This window comes from Methylobacterium sp. 4-46, assembly GCF_000019365.1.
Taxonomy (GTDB): domain Bacteria; phylum Pseudomonadota; class Alphaproteobacteria; order Rhizobiales; family Beijerinckiaceae; genus Methylobacterium.
This window is the reverse complement of record NC_010511.1, coordinates 1,248,066-1,266,197: the sequence shown is the minus strand read 5'-3', so window position 1 is coordinate 1,266,197 and position 18,132 is coordinate 1,248,066. Positions and strand designations below refer to the sequence as shown.

13 protein-coding genes and 1 pseudogene are annotated in these 18,132 nt (G+C 72.2%); 6 read left to right on the top strand and 8 right to left on the bottom strand.

Annotated features, from left to right (window positions below; translation table 11 throughout):
• Nucleotides 1-6 precede the first annotated feature (6 nt).
• Nucleotides 7-1,800 carry an adenylate/guanylate cyclase domain-containing protein gene (locus M446_RS05420; protein ID WP_012331079.1) on the bottom strand — a complete coding sequence of 598 codons (1,794 nt, stop codon included), beginning with the start codon at nucleotides 1,798-1,800 and terminating at the stop codon, nucleotides 7-9.
• 450 nt (nucleotides 1,801-2,250) lie between these two features.
• Here M446_RS05420 and M446_RS05415 point away from each other — a divergent pair, with 450 nt between their 5' ends.
• The gene (locus M446_RS05415) at nucleotides 2,251-2,676 is read left to right on the top strand and encodes a DUF1810 domain-containing protein (protein WP_012331078.1); all 426 of its coding nucleotides are present in this window, start codon (nucleotides 2,251-2,253) and stop codon (nucleotides 2,674-2,676) included.
• Nucleotides 2,677-2,769: 93 nt separating this feature from the next.
• Here M446_RS05415 and M446_RS05410 read toward each other — a convergent pair whose 3' ends face one another.
• The 7 genes and pseudogenes from M446_RS05410 to M446_RS05385 form a co-directional block, all read right to left on the bottom strand.
• Nucleotides 2,770-3,582 (bottom strand): TonB family protein, encoded by an 813-nt coding sequence (locus M446_RS05410; protein ID WP_012331077.1) that lies wholly within the window; start codon nucleotides 3,580-3,582, stop codon nucleotides 2,770-2,772.
• Nucleotides 3,579-4,052, bottom strand: a complete 474-nt coding sequence (exbD, locus tag M446_RS05405; protein ID WP_012331076.1) for a TonB system transport protein ExbD — start codon at nucleotides 4,050-4,052, stop codon at nucleotides 3,579-3,581. The genes M446_RS05410 and exbD overlap by 4 nt, the downstream gene beginning before the upstream one ends.
• Before the next feature lie 13 nt (nucleotides 4,053-4,065).
• A complete protein-coding gene (gene exbB, locus M446_RS05400) occupies nucleotides 4,066-5,112 on the bottom strand; it encodes a tonB-system energizer ExbB (protein ID WP_012331075.1) in 1,047 nt (348 codons plus the stop codon).
• A gap of 17 nt (nucleotides 5,113-5,129) precedes the next feature.
• Nucleotides 5,130-5,813, bottom strand: coding sequence for a Fe2+-dependent dioxygenase (locus M446_RS05395; RefSeq protein WP_012331074.1), 684 nt, complete (start codon nucleotides 5,811-5,813; stop codon nucleotides 5,130-5,132).
• Nucleotides 5,814-5,816: 3 nt separating this feature from the next.
• A complete protein-coding gene (locus M446_RS39450) occupies nucleotides 5,817-7,352 on the bottom strand; it encodes a TonB-dependent receptor (protein ID WP_322597454.1) in 1,536 nt (511 codons plus the stop codon).
• Between the two features lie 262 nt (nucleotides 7,353-7,614).
• Nucleotides 7,615-8,220 (bottom strand): annotated as a pseudogene (locus M446_RS39445) (TonB-dependent receptor plug domain-containing protein); the annotation flags it as partial.
• 424 nt (nucleotides 8,221-8,644) lie between these two features.
• Nucleotides 8,645-8,884, bottom strand: coding sequence for a hypothetical protein (locus M446_RS05385; RefSeq protein ID WP_012331073.1), 240 nt, complete (start codon nucleotides 8,882-8,884; stop codon nucleotides 8,645-8,647).
• A gap of 815 nt (nucleotides 8,885-9,699) precedes the next feature.
• Here M446_RS05385 and M446_RS05380 point away from each other — a divergent pair.
• The 5 genes from M446_RS05380 to M446_RS05360 all read left to right on the top strand — a co-directional run bounded on the left by M446_RS05380 (nucleotide 9,700) and on the right by M446_RS05360 (nucleotide 17,882).
• Nucleotides 9,700-11,646, top strand: coding sequence for an alpha amylase C-terminal domain-containing protein (locus tag M446_RS05380; RefSeq protein ID WP_012331072.1), 1,947 nt, complete (start codon nucleotides 9,700-9,702; stop codon nucleotides 11,644-11,646).
• A 182-nt stretch (nucleotides 11,647-11,828) separates the two neighbouring features.
• On the top strand, nucleotides 11,829-13,151 hold the full coding sequence (locus M446_RS05375; protein WP_012331071.1) for a selenium-binding protein SBP56-related protein: 1,323 nt from the start codon (nucleotides 11,829-11,831) through the stop codon (nucleotides 13,149-13,151).
• Nucleotides 13,152-13,157: 6 nt separating this feature from the next.
• Nucleotides 13,158-13,901: an SCO family protein gene (locus M446_RS05370; RefSeq protein ID WP_012331070.1), complete on the top strand. Its 744-nt coding sequence runs from the start codon at nucleotides 13,158-13,160 to the stop codon at nucleotides 13,899-13,901.
• Between the two features lie 59 nt (nucleotides 13,902-13,960).
• The gene (locus M446_RS05365) at nucleotides 13,961-14,446 is read left to right on the top strand and encodes a potassium channel family protein (RefSeq protein ID WP_012331069.1); all 486 of its coding nucleotides are present in this window, start codon (nucleotides 13,961-13,963) and stop codon (nucleotides 14,444-14,446) included.
• A gap of 247 nt (nucleotides 14,447-14,693) precedes the next feature.
• Nucleotides 14,694-17,882 carry an autotransporter domain-containing protein gene (locus M446_RS05360; protein WP_012331068.1) on the top strand — a complete coding sequence of 1,063 codons (3,189 nt, stop codon included), beginning with the start codon at nucleotides 14,694-14,696 and terminating at the stop codon, nucleotides 17,880-17,882.
• Nucleotides 17,883-18,132: the final 250 nt, after the last annotated feature.

The window sequence follows — 18,132 nt, the reverse complement described above, 5'->3', positions numbered from 1 at the left end:
CTCCGGTCATGCGTGCGGCAGCCCGGCCCGCTCCAGCCTGTCGATGAATTCTTCTAGCAGAATTCCTGAAAAAGGACACCTTGCCGCGTAAGCTCTCAGGCGAAAAGCCGGCTGCACCGAGAGGATCGCCCGGGCGGCAAGATTGGCTTCCGGAATTCTCTCCAGAGCAACCAGTGTTGCCGCAAGAATCCTCAAATTTGCGCAGAGCCTCGGATTGAGCAAAAAGGTTTTTTGCGCCCAGATCAGCGCCTCTTCGTAGTTTCTACTGAGATAATGAGCCTGACCAAGAAACATGAGATAGAAGTATGATTGCACGTCGACTGGGGAAATACGCAGCCCCTGCTCCGCACGGGTGACGGCAGCCTCCCCTTGTCCGACATAGCCGTAGACGCCGCTGCTGAGCGTCCAGGCCATCGCGTTGCCGGGCGAGGCTTCGAGGGCACGCTCGAAGATCAGCATCGCGTTGGCGTATTCGCGGAAGAAGAGCGCCTTGGTGTGGCCGTAGACCGCGAGCGCGAAGCCGTCCGCCGGGTCGCGCTCGATGGCGGCGACCGCGAGGCGCGTGGCCTCCTCGGCCTCGGAGCCGACGTCGGCGGCCCAGCCCTGCGCCACGTTGTGGATGTGCCAGAGGGCCGCGTACGCGAAGGAGGTGGCGTAGGTCTCGTCCGCCCGCATCGCGTCCTGCAGGAGTTCGCGGGCCTTCGGGAATTCGGGACTGCGCATGAGGTACATGGCGTCGACCGCCTGCAGCACGAGTTCGTAGGCGTTCCGGTTCTCGGAGCGCTTGCGCAGCGCGCGCTTCAATTCGGCCTCGCGGACGTGGGGGGCGATGCTCCACAGGATGCGGGTGGCGATGCGGCTCTGCAGCGCGAAGATGTCGGCCGTCGACCCGTCGTAGCGGTCGGCCCAGATCACGACGCCGGTCTCCTGGTCGGCGAGGCTGGCGTTGATCCGCAGCCTCGCCCCGTTGACCGCCACGGACCCGCTGAGCACGTAGCGCACGCCGAGTTCCCGGCTGACCCGCCTGCGGTCGACGCCCCGGCCCTGGTAGGGCAGGGTGGAGCTGCGCGAGATGACCAGCAGCCCGCGCACGCTCTGCAGCGCCACGATCAGGTCGTTGGCCAGTCCCATGCCGATGTAGTCGGAGCCGGCCTCGCGCCCCTCGGTGCGGAAGGGCAGCACGGCGATCGACGGAACCTTGGCCTTCAGCCGGCGCAGCGGCCGCGCCGCCGGGTCGGTGTCGGGCTGGTGCCCCAGCACCGAATAGGCGCGCACCGGCGTCGCCATGTTCTTGAGGTGGGTCGGGCCGAGATCGACCGCCTTGATCCGCGCGCGCGGCGCGACCGCGTCGAAGACGGGCTTGGAGATGATGATGCCGCCCGGCGGCGCCATCTCCTGCAGGCGCGCCGCGATGTTGACGCCGCGGCCGAACACGTCGCCGGAATCGACGATCGTGGAGGCGACGTTGACGCCGATCCGGAACCGGATCCTGCGCTCGCCCGGCTGGGCGCGCTCGGTGGCGGCGACCTCGTCCTGCAGCTGGATCGCGCAGGCGACCGCGTCGAGCGGCGAGTCGAAGGACGCGATCAGGCCGTCGCCGGTGTTCTTGACGATGCGGCCCCGGAAGGAGACGACGCAGGGATCGATGGTGCGGACCCGGAGCGCGCGCAGCCGGGTGTGGGTGTCCTCCTCGGCGATCTCGGCCAACCGCGAGTAGCCCACCACGTCGGCCGCCAGGATCGCGAGCGTGCTGCGGGCGATCCCCTCGGCCGGCCCAGCCGGATCCCCCGTGTCGGCCATCCGTGGCTCCCCATTGGCCATTCGAAACGAGCGATCCCGATGGAGCAGTGCATCGCGGGCAATCGCCGCTCCTTACCATAGTCGGTCACCGCTGGGGAGCAGCCGCCCGGCCCGGTCCGCACCGTCGAGGCACGAACAGGACCGCAACCGTGCGAGTCGATCGGGGTCGCAATTGCGGGACATCGCGGCCGAGCGGGCGTCCTTGCAGGGAACGACATCTTGGGTAACGAGAAATGTCGTGACACTGATCCTGCGGGCCGTGGCGAAACTGGTGGCAAGGGGATCGGCGGGGACCTCGCCGCGCGGCTGTCCGGCCCCTCCCGGCGGGGCGCGCGAACCGGAGACCGCGTCCGGCCGGGCGGGCGGCGGATCGCCGGGGGGCCCTCGCGGGTTGGCCCGGGGTGTCGCGGCGCGCGGGATCGCGGCGCCGCTCCGCACCGGAGGCCCGGCATGGACGATCCCTACGATCTCGCGCGGTTCGTCGCCGCGCAGCGCGGCACCTACGATCAGGCCCTGCGCGAGCTGACGGCCGGGCGCAAGCGGAGCCACTGGATGTGGTTCATCTTCCCGCAGGTCGCGGGGCTCGGATCCAGCGCCATGGCGCAGCGCTACGCCATCGGCGGTCTGCCGGAGGCCCGGGCCTACCTCGCCCATCCCCTGCTGGGCGAGCGGCTGCGCCGCTGCACCGCGGCCGCGACCGCGCTGACCGGCTGCACGGCGCAGGACCTGTTCGGCTCCCCGGACGACATGAAGTTCCGCTCCAGCATGACGCTGTTCTCCCGCGCGGCGCCGACCGAGCCGGGGTTCCGCGCGGCCCTCGACCTCTATTACGGCGGCCGGGAGGATCCGCGCACCCTCGAGCGACTGGGGCTGTGAGGGGCCCTCCTTCCCGGATCTCCCCCTGCGGTGCGGCCGCGCGGGCCCGCACGGGCGCGGGGCGCGCGGTCCCGCCCTCAGGTGCCCTTCTCCTCACTTGCCCTTCTTCGCCCGGAACACGACCGGGATCGCGAAGGTGAGGCCCTCGTCGGCCACGAGGGGCGGCGGCGGCGGGACCGGATCGGCGCGCTGCATCATCGCCAGGGCCGCGCGGTCGAGCGCCGCGTCGCCCGATCCCGCGCTGACGGAGGCCGAGGCGACGCGGCCGAGGCGGTCGAGCACGAAGGTCACCGTCACCTGGCCGGTCGCCTGGGCGGCGCCGCTCGGGTAGCGCTTGTGCCGGTCGAGATGGGCGAGGAGCTGCTTCTGCCAGGTCACCCGGGCGCGCCGCGCGCTCTCGCCCGTTCCCAGCACCGGGGCGGTCGAGCGCGGCGCCTCCCGCATCGTCTCGGAGGTCGGGACGGCGGCCGCCTCCGAGGCGACGGAGTCCTGCGAGGCGCTCGTCTCCGTCCGCTTGACCTCGGGCTTGTCCTCCTGCGGCTTGCGCGTCGCGTCGGGCGAGACGATCCGGTCGGGATCCTCCGCCTCGGTCGGCACGGCCTTCGGCAGCTCGGTCGGAGTCTCGGTCGCCTGCTGCTGGACCATGGCCTGCGCGGCCGCGGCCTCCTCCGCCTCGGGGCCGGGCGGCAGGTCGGAGGGCTCGCGGCGCGGCGCGGCCATCTCCAGGCCGATCTCCAGCGCGCTCGCGCCGAGGTCGTCGGACTCGTCGGGCACCGCCGCGCCGAGGGCGAGGACGAGGCCGCTCGCGTGCAGCGCCAGCACGAAGGCGCCGGCCGCGAGCCAGATCGGCCAGGCCGTCCGCCCCACCCGCCCGATCGCGGCCTCGCCGCGAGCCGGTCCGGTCATCGCGGCGCGGGGGGCGCGCCGCCGGCCCCCCTCGCATCCGCGCCGGGCGCTCCCTCCAGCGCGACGAGGGCCACCTTGAGGTAGCCGCCGGCGCGCAGGATCTCCAGCACGTCCATCATCTCGCCGTAGGGCACGGCGCGGTCGGCGCGCAGGAAGATGCGCCGGTCCTTTCGCCCGTCGCCCTGCCCGTCGAGGGTGCGCGCGAGGTCGACCCGCTTGACCGGCGTCTCGCCGATCGCCACCGCGAGATCCGCCTTGATCGTCACGTAGGTCGGCTTGTCGGGCTTCTTCTGCGGCAGGGCGCTCGACGAGGGCAGGTCGATCGGCAGGTCGACCGTCGAGAGCGGCGCGGCCACCATGAAGATGATCAGGAGGACGAGCATCACGTCGATGAACGGGGTGACGTTGATCTCGTGCGCCTCGCCGAAATCGTCGCCGTCGTCCTCGTCGCCGCCCAGTGCGACCGCCATCGGGGCCTCCCGGCTACTCGGCCGCGCGGGCGAGCGACAGGCGCCGCCCGGCCTCGCCGTCGCGGTCGAGATCCCGCGACAGCAGGCGCTGGGCGGCCCCGGAGGCCCGCTGGACGAGCTCGCCGTAGCCGCGCGTCGCCCGCGCGAAGTGGTTGTAGACGATCACCGCCGGGATCGCCGCGGCGAGGCCGATGGCGGTGGCGAGCAGCGCCTCGGCGATCCCGGGCGCCACCACGGCGAGGTTGGTGGTCTGGGCCCTCGCGATCCCGATGAAGCTGTTCATGATGCCCCAGACGGTGCCGAACAGCCCGACGAAGGGCGAGATGGCGCCGATCGTCGCCAGCGCGCCCATGCCGCGGCGGGCGGTGCGGCCCTCCGCCTTCACGATCTCCGCGCAGCGGGAGGCGGCGCGCTCCTTGATGCCCTCGCCGAGGCCGCGCGAGATCCGCACCTCGTCGAGGATGGCCGCCACGAGCCGGTCGAGCACGGTGTCGCGCCCGCCGAGCTCCCGCTCGGCCTCGGCGAGGCTGCCCGCGCCGGCGACGCGGCCGAGGGCCCGGCCGAGGCCGCGCCGCGCCAGGCCGAGCTCGACCGTCTTGGCGGCCAGGATCGTCCAGGTCACCACCGAGGCGAGGGCGAGCCCGGACATCACGATCTTCACCAGGATGTCGGCATTCAGGAACATCGCCCAGGGCGACAGGTCGTGGATCTGCGGCGCCGCGGCGGCCGGCCGGGCGGCGGGCTCCGCCCGGTCCGCCTGCGGCGCGCGGGCCGGTTCGGCGGCCGCGGGCGGCGCCTCGGCCGGCGCCGCCGAAGCGGGCGCGGCCACCGAAGCGGGCGCAGCCGCCGAAGCGGGCGCGGCCACCGAAGCGGGCGCGGCCGCCGGAGCGGGCGCGGCCGCGTCGGGCGGCGCGGCGGCGCCCTGCGGCTGCGCCCGCCCCGGGGCGCCGGCGAGGCCGAGCAGGGCCAGGATCAGCCACGCGCCGAGCCCGGCGCGGAAGGCCGCGGACGCCCGCCGCCGGCGCGGCGCGGCGCGCTCCCTCGGATCTCTGCCCCTCATCCTCTCGTCCCTCGCCCTCATACCTCGGCCCATGTGCGGATCAGGTTGTGGTAGATCCCCGCCAGCCTGACGACTTCGGCGTGATCCTGGCCCAGCTCCGCCGCGAGACCCTGGATGGCGCCGTCGAGGTCGTAGATCAGGCTGCGCGCCTGCGGGCTGCGGACCATGCTCTGCAGCCAGAAGAACGAGGCCACCCGGGTGCCGCGGGTCACCGGGGTGACCCGGTGCAGGCTGGAGGACGGGTAGAGGACGAGGTCCCCGGCCGGCAGCTTCACCTCCTGCGTGCCGTAATAGTCCTCGGCCACCAATTCGCCGCCGTCGTACTCGTCGGGCTCGGCCAGGAACAGCGTCACGGACAGGTCGGTCCGGATGCGCAGCCCCGTCAGGGGATCGCCCCGCACGGCGTTGTCGACGTGCATCCCGAAATGGTGCCCCTCGCCGTAGCGGTTGAAGAGCGGCGGGAAGATCTGGAGCGGGATCGCCGCCGAGACGAAGTGCGGGTTGGCGAGCAGGGCCCGCACGACCCGCGCGCCGAGCTGGCGCGCCACCTCGCCGTCGGGCGGCAATTGCTCGTTGCGCTTCACGAGCGCCGATTGCGCGCCGGCCGTGGCGCGGCCGTCCTCCCACTCCGCCGCGTCCATGATGCGGCGGAACTCGGCGACCTCGTCCTTGCTCAGGACCTCCGGGATGCAGACCAGCATGATTCAGAACTTCGCCTGCGCGATGAGGTAGACGCTGCGGCCCGGGGCGATGAAGGTGAAGGGCGCGTCGCTGCGATAGAAGGCGTCGTAGTACTTCCGGTCGAACAGGTTCTGACCGTACAGCTTCACGGTCAGGTTCTCGCTGACCTTCGCCTCCAGGAAGGCGTCGAAGCGCCAGTAGGAGGGCAGCACGTTGTTGTTGGAGGCGAGCGTGCCGCCGGAGATGCGGGAATTGTTGACCGCCTGCAGGCCGAATTCGAGCCAGTTCGTGACCTTGTACTTGGTCAGCATGCTGAAGGAGCGGTGGGCGATGTTGGCGAGCCGGTAGCCGATGGTGGCCGGATTGGCGCTCTTGGTGACCTTGGTGTCCATGATCACGTAGCCGCCGAAGACGCTCCAGCGGTCGGTGATCTTGCCGGCGAGTTCGAGGTCGACGCCCTCCACGCGGTAGGCCGCGTCCGCCACGATGGTGGCGGCCGCGCCCGTGCCGACGGTCTCGCGGGCATTCTCCTTCGTGGTGCGGAACAGGGCCGCGGTCGCGAGCAGGTGGCGGTCGAACAGCTCCGCCTTGACGCCCACCTCCTCGGCGGTGTTCAGCTCCGGCCCGAACACTTGGTTGACGGTCGCGGTCGGGCTGAGGCCGCCATAGGCCGAGCTCGACGCGTCGAGCTCGGCCCCGACCGGGTTCGACGAGGTCGCGTAGGCCCCGTAGAGGCTCAGGAACGGCTGCGGCTTCACCGTCAGGCCGACATTGTAGTTCAGCAGGCCCGAATGCGCCCGCACCGTGCTGGTGCCGCTCGTCGAGGAGACGTTGTAATCGTCGTAGCGGACGCCGCCGTTCAGGAGGACGACGTCCTCGTAATTGGCGGTCTCGATCAGGTAGGCCGCCTTGGTGTCGACCGGGATGGTGGTCGGGTTGCCGGCCCGGTAGGGCTTGCGGGCGAAGGGCAGGAGGTTGGGCGGCGCCAGGATGTTGACGCCGGTCAGGCTGCCGGTGCCCGTGAAGGTGCCGCCGGTTCCGGCGCTCGACAGTTCCGAGCGCAGCCCCGCATAGGTGTCGCGGCCGACATTCTCGCGGCTGATCTCGCTGCCGATCACGGCCGTGTGCAGGATCGGCCCGGTCGCGAACTTGAAGGTCGCGTCGGCGACGTCCGCCACGACGTCGACGGTCTGGTAGCGGCTCTGCGGGCTCAAGGTCAGGGTCGTGCCGGCGAGGTTGCCGTTGGCCGGGATCACCGGCGCCTGGGGCAGGGTGCCGACGTAGTCGAGCACGGAATGCGCGGCGCGGAAGCGGTTGCTCAGCTTGATGCCGTCGGACGGCGCGTACTCGGCCGTCAGGGTGCCGGTATCCTGCTGGACGCGGTAGAAGTCGCGGTTGACGAAGCCGTAATAGGTGTCCCGCGGGACGATGCTCTCGGTAAAGGGCCGGCGCACCCGCACGTTGAAGGGCACGCCGAAATCCGGGAGACTGTCCAGGTCCGTGTGGAAGTAGTTCGCCGTGAAGGTCCAGCCGTCGGCCGGCTTCAGGGTCACGGCCACCGCGGCGCCGGCGCGGTCGTCGTAGACGGAGTTGCGGCCCGCGACGCCGGCCTCCTGGTAGAGGCCGTTTCACACGCACGGCCAGGGCCGGGCTGATCACCTGGTTGACGTCGAGGGTGACGCGCCGGGTCGCGTCAGTGCCGAGCTGCCCCTCGCCCCTGACGAAATCCGCGAAGCCCGCCTGCTTGGTGACGATGTTGACGGCGCCGCCCGCGGTGCCGCGGCCCGCGAAGGTCGAGGCGGGCCCCCGCAGGATCTCGATCTGCTCGGTGAAGAAGTTCTCGCGCACGCTGACCGACGGGTCGCGGATGCCGTCGATGAAGACGTCGTTGCGCGCGTCGAAGCCGCGGATGAAGAACCGGTCCCCGAAGGCGTTGCCGCCCTCGCCGGTGCCGAGCGTCACGCCCGCGGTGGTGCGCGCGAGGTCGCGGAAGCTCGTCGCGTTCTTGTCGTTGAGGACCTCCCGCGTCACCACGGTGATCGATTTCGGCGTGTTCAGGATCGGCTGCGTGAAGCGGTTGGAGGCGAGGCGGTCCGCCTTGTAGGGCGCGGCCGGGTCCGCGTAGGGGCTGCCGCCCACGTCGAGCTGCGCCAGGGCCGCGGCGCCGCCCGCGGCGGGGCTGGGCGCGGGCGCCGCGACGGGCGGCGCCGCCACCTGCCGGGCGCGCACGACCTGGCGCAGGGCCGTGCGGGCCTTCACCTGCGCCTTGGTCGGCTGCGGGGCCGGCGGGCGCGGCCGGACGATCGGGGCATCGACGTTGAGCGGGGGCAGCGCCGCGGCCGGCGCCTGCTGGGCCTGGGCGGTCCCGACCGACCCCACGGCGACCGCGCACGCCACGCCGACCGCGCCCTTCGGATCCGCCAGCATCGTCGGATGGCTGTGACCGGCCCGACGCCGGAGATGCGGAACTGGCTTCGGCCGCTTCACGGATGGTGCCCCCTGTATGGATGCCGCGCCACGCCTCGGGCCGGACATGAAAGCTAAAAAAGGCAGGATAATTTTCCAGTCAATCGCCGTAGTTTGGAATTATAATAAGGAATATTATAGCAATCGCAGCGATCTAACGCAGAGGTAGAGTCCCTGATTAGACTTTTTCCAAGAATGATCTGCGGATCTCGCTGGCGTCGAGATTTCCCCTTGTGCGATCAGGGCCTTGCTGCGTCGCCGGGAGGGCGCCGGGGCCGGATCCGCTGAAAGATTGCCATTTAAGGTTGTATTGTTGCAAGGCAGCAACAACCCGAACCTTTCCCGAAACGGGCGGGATGACGGCCCGCACTCCGGTCGAGCGCCCTCATTCCCGGCTCGGGGGCTTCATCAGGGCGAACAGCTCGTCGACGGCCGCCAGGGCGCTCGCCCGCACCCGCCCCTCGTCGGCGGCGCCCGCGATGCGCACGCCCCCGACCACCGCCCGGATCTCGTCGCGGAATTCGCTGAGGAACCCCACCGGGTCGCGCGTCTCGCCGGCCATCCGGGCGATGACGCCGGTGAGAAGGATCTGCACGCCGAGCATCCGTCCGTTCAGTTCGTCCATCCGTGGCATCCTCGCGCGAGGGGCCGGCGCTCCGGCGCGGACCCCGTGGCCGGGCGCCCCGGGGGCGCTCCCGCGCACCGGGGCGGGGCAGCCCCTGTTCCGGCCCAGCTACCGGGAGCCGGGCCGGTCGCGCAAGATGAAACCCCCATCTCGCGCCGCCGCACAGATTTGAATGAGAATAAATCAGGGCGAGCGAGGGCGTCGCAGCCCCGGTGACGCCGCATTCCCGCGACTCGTCTGCCGCTGCTCTTGGCTGGTACTCTTGGCTGCTACTCTTGGCAGCCGCTCTTGGCAGCCGCTCTTGGCAGCCGCTCTTGGCAGCCGCTCTTGGCAGCCGCTCTTGGCAGCCGCCCGGGCCGGGCGCCGCCCCGCGGCCGGTTCCCGGCCGGGCGGAGGGGGAACGCCCGTCGGGCGAGGCGGGACGAGGGCGAGCGCGACGCGGACATTCTCCCGGTCGAAAGCTGAGGAAGGTCGCCGCCCGCCAGCGATCGGGCCGGCAGAGACCGTCGCGGCGCCAGATCCGCCCGGATTTGTCCGGCCGGAACGCCGACCGAAATTTCCGACGCGGCCGGATCATCGGCCTTCTCAATCGAGGCGCTTCGCCTATAAGGGAGTTACAGACATCCTTGTCTTGCGTAGTCCATCCGCTTCGCCGCATCCGCCTGTTGAATGCGGGTTGTCGTGCGGCGTGCGCGATCTTCCGGCCCCGAGCGGGGCGAGACACTGAGCGTGTGCGTGAGAGGAATTCGGCATGACCGCCGAACACGGCGGCACGCGACCGAATCGGGGGAGGCGAGCGAAGCGAGGACGGTCCCATGCCCGCCAGCCAGACTCACATCGGTCCCGACACGCCGATGGGCGCCACGGCGAGGCCCGGCGGCTGCACTTTCCGGTGCTGGGCCCCGCGCGCCCTCGGCGTGTGGGTGACCGGCTCGTTCAACGGCTGGTCTCCTCGCGCGGAGGCGCAGCGGCTGGTGCGCGATCCCTCCGGCTGCTGGGCCGGCTTCGTACCGGGCGTCGGCGCGGGCGCGCAGTACAAGTTCTACGTCGACGGGCCGGGCTCGCGGGGATACAAGCGCGACCCTCACGCGCGCGAGATCGTCGCCCCGGACTGGAACTGCGTGGTGACCGATCCGGCGGCCTATCCCTGGCACGATGCGGGGTTCCGCCCGCCGGCCTACGAGGACCTGATCATCTACCAGCTCCATGTCGGGACCTTCTTCGCCGTCGACGCGGCGGGGGCGGACCGGCGCCAGGGCCGGGTCGCCACCTTCCTGGACGCGATCGACCGGATCCCCTACCTCGCCGAGCTCGGCGTCACGGCCGTGCAGCCGCTGCCGATCGTGGAATTCCCGACCGCCTTCAGCCTCGGCTACAACGGCACCGACTATTTCTCGCCGGAATTTACCTATGCGGTGCCGGAGGCCGAACTCGGCCCCTCCCTGCGGCGCGCCAACGCCCTCCTGGCCGCGCGCGGCCACGCCCCCGTGGCGGCGGCCGACATCCGGGACGCCGCCGGGCAGCTGCGCCTGTTCGTCGACCTGCTGCACGTCCACGGCATCGCGGTGCTGTTCGACGTCGTCTACAATCACGCGGGCGGTGATTTCGGCGACGAGAGCCTGTACTTCTTCGACCGGGTCCCGCAGGGCAACAACAACGACAGCCTCTACTTCACGGACCGGGGCTGGGCGGGCGGCCTCGTCTTCGCGTACTGGAACGCCCCGGTGCGCCGGTTCCTGATCGACAATGCCGTGTTCCTGGCCCGGGAATTCCACGTCGACGGGCTGCGCTACGACGAGGTGAGCGTCATCGACGCGTTCGGCGGCTGGTCCTTCTGCCAGGACCTGACGGCGGCCCTGCGCGGCGCCAAGCCCTCGGCCGTGCAGGTCGCGGAGTACTGGGCGCCCGATCAGGCCGCCTGCGTGCGCCCGGCGGCGGAGGGCGGCGCGGGCTTCGACCTCGTCTGGCACGCGGGCCTGCGCGAGAGCGTGCGGCAGGCGCTCGCCCAGGCGGCGGGCGGGCGCGACGCGGACGTGAACCTCGACCCGGTCGCGCAGGCCCTGGCGGCGTGGAACGGCCTCCCGCAGCGCTGGCGCGCGGTCCAGATGCTGGAGAACCACGACGTCCTGCTCGTCGCCCACGAGGCGAAGGACCGGCGCCCGCGCGTCCCGGCCGCCGCCGATCCGTCGAACGCGCGCTCGTGGTACGCGCGCAGCCGCTCGCGGGTCGCGACGGGCCTGCTCCTCACCGGCCCCGGCATCCCGCTCCTGTTCATGGGTCAGGAGTTCCTGGAGGACAAGCTCTGGAGCGATTCCCCCGACGATCCCGACCACCGCATCTGGTGGGACGGCCTGCGGCAGGACCGGGCGATGGCGGATTTCCTGCGCTTCACGCGCGAGCTGATCGGCCTGCGCCGGGCGCAGCCGGCGCTGACCCGCGGCGAGATCAACGTCTTCCACGTCCACAATCTCAACCGCGTCATCGCGTATCATCGCTGGCTGCCGGGCCAGGGGCGGGACGTGGTCGTCGCCGCGAGCTTGGCGGAGGCCACGCGGCACGGCTACGCCCTCGGGTTCCCGCGGGGCGGGACGTGGCGCGAGGCCTTCAACAGCGACGTCTACGACGGCTGGGTCAATCCGGCGGTCGCCGGCAATTCCGGCGCGATCGAGGCGGGCGGCCCGCCGCTGCACGGACTGCCGCACTCGGCGGCGGTGGTCCTGCCGGCCAACGCCGTCGTGGTCTTCGTCAAGGAGGACCCGTGAGCGGTCCGCGGGCCCGGGCCGGGGGAGATCCCGGCGGCCCGGGTCGCGTGATTGACACCCCCGCCGAATTGGCGAAGCATGATCGCAACAGGTGTCGCCACGATCCCGCTCCCCGCCGCCCCGTCCGGGCCGGTCGAGGCGGGAGGATGTCGGCGCGGGCAGGGGGCGGGGAGGAGAGATCCATGAGCAGGATCCACTCGGGACCGTCCGGCGTGCGCGCGGCGTGGCGCGCGGGCGCCGCCGCCCTTCTGCTGGCGACGGGGCCGGCCCTCGCCGACGAGACCTGCCAGTCGCCCTACATGGCCAAGATCACCGGCGTCGAGGATTTCGTCTACGTCTGGACGCTCGGCGTCGAGGGGCTCGGCGACGGCTCGGACAAGCTCGTCACTGTCGACGCGCGCGAGGGCTCGCCGACCTTCGGCAAGCCGATCCACGCGGCCTCGGTGGGCGGCCGGCACGAGGCCCATCACGGCGGCTTCACCGACGACCGCCGCCAGTTCTGGGCGGCCGGGCTGTCCGACAGCAAGATCTTCATCTTCGACGTCGCGTCGGATCCCGGGACGCCGCGCCTCGTCAAGGTGATCGAGGATTTCGTCGAGAGGAGCGGCGGGGCGGCCGGCCCGCACGGCGCCTACGCGCTGCCGGGCCGCATGCTCATCCCGAGCCTCTCGAACCGGGACGGCACCGGGCGGGCGGCCCTCGTCGAGTATTCCAACGGCGGCGACTACATCGCGACCCACTGGCTGCCGACCGACGCGGCCCCGAACGGCGCCCGGATCGAGGCCCGGGCCGACGGCTACGGCTACGACGCGCGCGTGCTGCCGCGCCGCAACGTGATGCTGACCTCGTCCTTCACGGGCCTCGAGAACTACATGCGCCCGCTCGCCGAGGTCGTGGCGGATGCCGAGGCCATGAAGCGCTTCGGCCAGACCATGGTCGTGTGGGATTTCCACGCCCGGCAGCCCCGGTCGGTGCTGCACGTGCCGGGCGTGCCCCTGGAGATCCGCTGGGCCTGGGGGCCGCACCACTCCTACGCCTTCACCTCGACCGCCCTCACGGCGAAGATCTGGCTCGTCCACGAGGATGAGCGCGGCACCTGGAAGGCCGAGGCGGTGGCCGATATCGGCGATCCCTCCAAGCTGCCGCTCCCGGTCGACATCAGCCTCTCGGCGGACGACCGCACCCTGTTCGTGGACACCTTCATGGACGGCACCACGCGCGTCTTCGACGTCTCCGACCCGCACCGGCCGCGGCAGATCTACGAGAAGAAGATCGGCGCGCAGCTCAACATGGTCTCGCAGAGCTGGGACGGCAAACGCCTCTACTACACGAGTTCGCTCCTGGCGAACTGGGACAAGACGGGGGCCGAGAACGAGCAGTTCCTGAAGGCGTATACCTGGGACGGCGCCGCGCTGACGCCGCGCTTCGCGATCGACTTCACGGCCGAGCGTCTCGGGCGCCCGCACATGATGGCGTTCGGGGCGGCCTCGCCCTCCACGAACTGAGCCCGGATGCGACCGGCGGCGCTCCCGCTCCTCGCCGCGGCGCTCGCCGTCGCGGTGCCCGCCTTCGGCGCGGCGGCCCACGAGGGCCACCCGCCCGCGCCCGGCGCCGCGGCCGGCCCCTCCTTCCCGGTGCCGCCGGCCGGGAGCTACCGCCTGCCCCCGATCCGGCCGGCGGCCGGGGGCGTCGTGCTGGACGAGACCGGCCGCCGCCTGGACCTGCTGCGGGACGCGCTGCGCGGCCGCGCGACCGTGCTCGCCCTGATCTACACGCGCTGCGGCGACCTCTGCCCCCTGGCCAGCGCCGACATGGCCCGGCTGCAGGACCTCGCCGCGGCGGACGCGGACCTGTCGCGGCGGATGCGCCTCGTCACGCTGAGCTTCGACCCGGAGCACGACACGCCGGAGGTGATGCGCGCCTTCGCGGCCGCGTGGCGCTCCTCGGACCCGGCGGCGCCCGCCTGGGCCTTCCTCACGGCGCCCGACCGGGACGCCCTCGCGCCGATCCTCGCTGCCTACGACCAGCGGCTCGACCGCCGCCCCGGCGGCGCGCTCGGCCACCTCCTCCGCGCCTTCCTGATCGACCGGCGGGGGCGCATCCGCAACATCTACAGCCTCGACTTCTTCGAGCCGGCCCTCGTCCTGAACGACGTCCGAACCCTGCTGCTGGAGGAGGCCGGACCCGGGGGAGCCGACGGGACCGCCCCGGCGGAGGCGCGGTCGGGGCAGGGGCCGCAACCCGCCCGCCAATGATGCGGCCGGGTTGAGCAAGGTCAATGACGGGCAGCCCAAGATGCCCGCATTCTTGCCGGATGCTCGTCGCCATCACCGCCAGCATCGTCCTCGTGGTCGCCACGATCCTGGTGCTCTACGAGGTGCTGCGGCTCACCTCCGAGCACCTGTCCGACCTCCCGGTGCCGCCGCGCGCCCGCATCCTGGTCGTGGTGCTGGCCGCCTTCGTGGGCCACACCATCGCGGTCTGGATCTACGCCGGGATGTACTGGCTGCTCGTCCTGCGGCTCGGCCACGGGGCCTTCGCGGGCGTCCCGGTCACCTCGTTCGAGGATTGCCTCTACTTCTCGGTGGTCACCTACACGTCGCTCGGCTTCGGAGACCATATTCCGGCCTCGCACACGCGGCTGCTCGCCGGGGTCGAGGCCCTGAACGGGCTCCTGCTGATCGGCTGGTCGGCCTCCTTCACCTACCTGGCCATGGAGCGCTACTGGCCCCTCCACGGCAAGGGGCGGGCCCACCGGGCCGCGCGGGCGCGCCTGCTCCCGCCCGGGGCGGAACCCTGACCCAGGGGTCCCGATCGCGCCAGCCTTGCTCGACCGCACGGGGCGGAGAACGCGCGGGCGAGCGCCGCGGATGCCGAGATACCAATTCGAAACAAAGATATTTCGCCGGCTCATCGCGAGTCGTGGCAGTTCGGACACGGTCCGGATGCGGCAGAAATTATGACGGATTATGACGGCGACCCGCGCGTTGCCGCACCTTAACCATCCCGGCCGAGAGCATCGCTCAGAATGACTTTGGGGAAGCCGGATGAGGTTCCTGTCGGGTGTCTCGCTTGCGGCCGTGATCACGGCCATCATGGGAGTCGGGGCGGCGCGGGCCCAGGCCGTCAACACGACGCCGGCCAACGTCAACGTGCTGAACCTGCTGGCGCCCTTCCTGTCGCTCGCCAGCACCCCGGTCGGCCGGCAGACGCTTCAGCTCAACCTCTCGCAGGCGATCGCGCAGAACCAGAACGCGACGACGGCGCAGAGGCAGCTCGCGATCAGCGACAAGGCGCTGCCGGGCAGCGCGGCCTTCGTCACCGCCATCACCCTCGCCAACGGCACGACGGTCACTCTCGGGCCGGCCGACAATCTCGCGGGCGGCCTGCCGCTCCAGGCGGTCCAGGGCGCGGGCACGCTGAACCCGGTCCAGCCGGTCGGCGGTCTCGGCCCGCAGCTCGGCAGCCTCTACCAGGCCGGCATCCGGGCGAGCACCGCCACGACGGGTCCGCTCGCCGCGACCTTCGCCCTGCTCAACACGGCCTACTCGGTGATGGGCACCGATCTCGGCGTCGCCAAGAACTACTTCGCGAACGGCGCCGCCACGAACCCGGGCACGACGCCCGCGAACTACGTGCCGGTCCCGGCCGTCGCGCCGGCGGGCTCCACCCTGCCCACCCTGAACGGCCTGCCGAACACCCGCGACAGCGTCTACGACCTCGCCTACGGGGTGACGAACACCCAGGCCGGCCAGGACGTCTACGGCAGTTCGCGGCCGATCCAGGTCGCGCCCGGCCGCTACGCGATCTTCGACCCGACGGCGCTCAACGGCATCGCCACCAACCCGTCCTTCCCGAGCGGGCACACGCAGTACGCCTTTACGGACGGAATCCTGCTCGCCATGCTGGTGCCGCAGCAATACCGCAGCATGCTGTCCCGGGCCGCCGAATACGCGGACAGCCGCATCGTGCTGGGCGTCCACTACCCGCTCGACATCGTCGCGTCGCGGGCCTTCTCGGCCTACGACCTCGCCCAGGCCTTCACCAACCCGGCCTACGTCGCCAACGCCGCGACCACCGGCTTGGCGATGAACCTGCCGGGCCTGTTCACGCGCGCCCAGGGCGAGCTCCAGGGCTACCTCGCGGCCCAGTGCGGCGCCTCCGTGGCGGCCTGCGCCGCCGGCGCCGCCAACACGACCAACACCCCCTACCTGCCCTCGGCCGCCAATCAGGCGCTCTACCAGTCCCGCCTGACCTACGGCCTGCCCACCCTCCCGTTCGACCAAGCGCCCCGCGAGCAGGCCCCGGCGGGCGGGCCGGACGCCGCGATCCTCCTCGCGCCCCTCTACGGCGGCACCGGCGCGGCCGCGACGCTCGCGCCGAATGGCGGCCTCTCCGGGAACCTCGCCACCGCCACGATCAACCAGATCCTGGTCAACACCGAGACCACCGCGCTCGCAGCCTTCTACGGGCAGCCGCTCAGCTACTGGGCGCGCCTCGACCTCTACGCGGCCGCCGGATACTTCGACAACGTGGTCGGCACGCTGCGCATGGACCCGGCCGACCGCCTCACCACCGCGGTGACGATCGGCGATACCGGCGCCCTCTACGCGAACGGCGTGATCGGCGGGCCGGTCACGGTCGGAGCCGGCGGCCTCCTCGGCGGCACCGGCACGGTCGGCGGGATCGTGGCCCAGGCCGGCGGCACCGTGGCGCCCGGCACCTCGATCGGCACCCTGACCGTCGCCGGGACCGTCGCCTTCGCGGCCGGCTCGACCTACCGGGTCGAGGCCAACGCGGCCGGGCAGGCCGACCGCCTCGCCGCCACCGGCACCGCCGCCCTCGCCGGGGGCACCGTCGCGGTTCTGGCCCAGGCCGGCACCTACGCCCCGCGCACCCTCTACCCGATCCTGACGGCGGGCGGCGGGGTGAGCGGCAGCTTCGCGGGCGTCACCGCCAACTTCGCCTTCCTCACCCCGACCCTGCGCTACCAGGCGAACGAGGTCGACCTGACGCTCACCCGCAACGACGTTCCCTTCGCGGCAGTGGCCCGGACCCGCAACCAGGCCGCCGCGGCGAACGGCATCCAGGCGAGCGGCGGGGCGAGCGCCGTCACGGCCCGCACCGTCGGGCTGACCACGCCGGAGGCGGTCGGCGCCTTCCAGGCCCTCAGCGGCGACATCCACGCGAGCAGCGTCTCCGCCGCCTCCGAGACCGCCTTCTTCGTGCGGGAGGCGATCCTCGACCGCCTGCGCCGGGGCGAGGCGGGCGTGCGCGACTACGGCAGCCTGCCGGCCAGTTACACGGCCGACCTGCCCGGGCGGGCCGCCCCGGCGGCGCCCGTGCCGGTCCGGGTGCTCGACCCGCGGGTCTTCGGCCTCTGGGGCCAGGGCTTCGGCTCCTTCGGCGAGGCGCGCAGCGACGGGAACGCCGTGGCGGTGAGCCGCGACACGGCCGGCTTCGTGCTCGGCGCCGACCTGCGGCTGGGGAACGGGCTCACGCTCGGCGTCGCGGGCGGCTACACGACGACGAGCCTCGACACGCCCGGCCGGGTGCAGTCGGGCACGATCGAGAGCGGCTTCGGGGGCGTGTACGGCGGCTACGAGGCGGGTCCGTTCGCGCTGCGCCTCGGGGCGGTCTATGCCGGGGACAGCCTGCGCACGCGCCGCAGCGTGACCTTCCCGGGCGTGGCCGAGACCGAGGCGGCGCGCTACGGCGGCGCGACGGTGCAGGGCTTCGGCGAGATCGGCTACAGGATCGTGCTGGGCGGCGCGCCGTCCGTCGCGGGCAAGGATCCGCTCGCGCCCATCCCGACCTTCATCGAGCCCTTCGTGGGTGGCGCCTCCGTGAGCATCGACCGCGACCGCTTCGCGGAGACCGGCGGGGTGGGGGCCCTCACCGGCGCCGCCCGGACGGCGGAGATCCCGACGCTGACGGCGGGCATGCGGGCGCAGACGGGCCTCGACCTGGGCTTCGGCGCGCCGGTGATCCTGCACGGGCTGCTCGGCTATCGCCGGGCCTTCGGGGACGTGGTGCCGACCGCGCTGCTCGCCTTCGGGACGGCGCCGGGCTTCGTCACGGCGGGCATCCCGATCGACCGCGACGCCCTCCTGGCGCGGGCCGGCCTCTCGCTGCGGCTCTCGGAGCGGGCGACGCTCGACGTGTCCTACACGGGGCAGGTCGGGCCGCGGGCGCAGGACCACGCCGTGAAGGGCGGCTTCACCTACCGGTTCTGAGCCTCCACCCCGGAGCCCGCGGGTCATCCCAGCGGTCATCTCTCATGACCGCTGGTTCCGTTCTCGCATCGCCGCCAAGCCGTCTTCCGCGCCAAGCCATTTCTCGCGCCAAGCCATCTCTCGCGCCAAGCCTTCGGCGCGGTGTCGACGGTTCGAGAGGGCCGACGGCCCGGTGCGTCAGCATCCCGGGCTTTTGGGATTAGGACATTCGAGACGGGTGCGCGCGTACCCTCCTGCCCGGATTGCTCCA